Below are 1,992 nucleotides of genomic sequence, written 5' to 3'. Positions count from 1 at the left end.
TATTCGACCAGAACACAAACCTTCACTGGAAACGATTTGCTGCCCCGAAGCACCGCGGACTTTGTCGTGGTGCACGAGCTAAAGCCAGGGGGTTGAAAGCGTCGTTGGGTTAATCGCTACGCCCGCGCAGCCTCTCGAGCTTGCTCCGGATCCGCTTGCGCCGCTGCTCGGTCTCCATCGGATCGAGTGCGAGGCTCGCGTGCTCCAGGCCGTCCGTCAGCACCCCCTCAATCCGCAGGGAAGCGCCCTCCTCGGCGCCCTCCGGCAGCCGGTCGGCCGCGACCTTGTACACCGCGGATGGATGCGTCCCGACGATCAGTCGAGCCACACCCTCATCGATAGCATCCACCGTCGCCGTCCCGGCCGCTGAAGTATCTGGCCGCGAGCTCTCTTCAGTCATGATCTGCGACTCCTCCGCATAGGCGCCGGCGATCACCACACCCACCCAGACGAACAGCAAGGCGAGCGCAGCTCCTACAAAACTTACTAGTTTCCTCATGGATCGATCCTCCCTGATCGTCACAAACCGCGGACATCCCGTCCCCGCGTTCAGCATGCCCGGCGCAGGCCAGCGACAAAACCTTGCGATGCCCAAGGCGTTCCGCCACGGTAAGAGGTCAGCCTCCTGATACGAAGCCGATCCATGACTCCTCGACTGCGACGAGACGCACGCCGGAGCGCCACCCTTCTCCCGGTCTTGTTGATGAGCGCCCCGGTGGCCGCCTCAATGTCGATCACCTTCCTCGATGTCGGACAAGGCGACGCCACTCTCGTCTCTGCCGATGGCCACCACGTCCTTATCGACGGCGGCCAAGCCCGGGACGACGCCATCGTCCCGCTCCGGCACAAGGGCATCCGGCAGCTGGATCTGGTCGTCGCCACCCACGCCCACGCCGACCACACCGGCGGTCTAATCTCTGTGCTCGAGGACAAGTCGGTGGACACGCTTTGGTACAACGGCGACGAGCACACCACCCAGACCTTTGAGGCCTTCCTCGACGCCGCCCTCGACAGTGAAGCCCGTTACGTCGAACCTACACGCGGCCGTACCAAGGCGCTCGGCGGCCTCGAGGTAACGGCTCTCCACCCGGGTGGTGACACCCAGGGTGGCCACCTCCACGACCGCAACATCGTGGTGCGTGTCAGCGAGGGTGGGTGCTCAGCGGTCATCACCGGCGACATCGAGACCGACGGCGAGCTCGGCATCCTGCGCTCCGGCATGGAAGTGGATGCGGACGTCCTAGAACTCGGTCACCACGGGAGCCGTACGTCCACGGGCCAGCGCTGGCTCGAGGCCGTGGACCCGGATTACGTCGTGGCCCAGTACGGCGAGGGGAATCACTACGGCCACCCGCACGGTGAGGTGCTCGACCGGGTTGAGCGCGTGGGTGCCGAGATGCTTGGAACCGGCGCCCACGGCACCATCCGCATGCGCTGCAGCGGCGGTGTGTGGGAGGCGCGCGCCGAGGCGCGGGGTCCAGTCGTCGCAGGCGATCGGGGGGGCGGGGCCGCAGCTGGGGTGCGTGCAGAGGAGCCGCCGGCGACCGAGGCGGAGGCCGGCTGCATCGACCTCAACGAGGCCTCCGACGAGGCGCTCGAGGAGATCGTCCACATCGGCTCGGTCCGAGCCGAGGCCATCATCGACGATCGCCCTTGGTCCTCGGTCTCGGAACTCAATGCAATCCATGGCCTCGGACCGGCGCGGGTGGGCGATATCAAAGAGCAGGGTGAGGCGTGCGTGCGATAAGCAGCCGGGCTGGGCTTGACCCGCTGCAGTGGATACCTGACCGTTTGACCAGAGGAGGTATCCACCATGAGCCAGGACCGTCCCCCGTACTCGGCGGAGTACCGGCAGAAGATCCTAGAGCTCGTCTGGCAGGGGCATGAGCCCGCGGAGCTGGCACGGGCGGGTACGGATCGCTGCCGGCGGTGAGAATGGCGTACCTTGGGTCTAACAATGTTTGAGGGACGGTGTCCCGGAGCTTGACCGGG

At 66.0% G+C, this 1,992-nt stretch carries 2 protein-coding genes; one reads left to right on the top strand and one right to left on the bottom strand.

The window, feature by feature from the left end:
• Positions 1-109: 109 nt before the first annotated feature.
• Positions 110-499, bottom strand: a complete 390-nt coding sequence (locus LRA98_RS12735; RefSeq protein WP_238634259.1) for a DUF3006 domain-containing protein — start codon at positions 497-499, stop codon at positions 110-112.
• Between the two features lie 216 nt (positions 500-715).
• Here LRA98_RS12735 and LRA98_RS12730 point away from each other — a divergent pair, with 216 nt between their 5' ends.
• Positions 716-1,747 carry an MBL fold metallo-hydrolase gene (locus LRA98_RS12730; protein WP_238634260.1) on the top strand — a complete coding sequence of 344 codons (1,032 nt, stop codon included), beginning with the start codon at positions 716-718 and terminating at the stop codon, positions 1,745-1,747.
• Positions 1,748-1,992: the final 245 nt, after the last annotated feature.

The organism is Halorhodospira sp. M38 (assembly GCF_022227985.1).
In the GTDB taxonomy this organism is placed as follows: domain Bacteria; phylum Pseudomonadota; class Gammaproteobacteria; order Nitrococcales; family Halorhodospiraceae; genus Halorhodospira; species Halorhodospira halophila_A.
This window is presented reverse-complemented; position numbering and strand designations above follow the sequence as displayed.

What these genes read in the sequence shown, in the direction of transcription:
- LRA98_RS12735 (WP_238634259.1), bottom strand. Translation starts at nt 499, where the DNA reads ATGAGGAAACTAGTAAGTTTTGTAGGAGCTGCGCTCGCCTTGCTGTTC.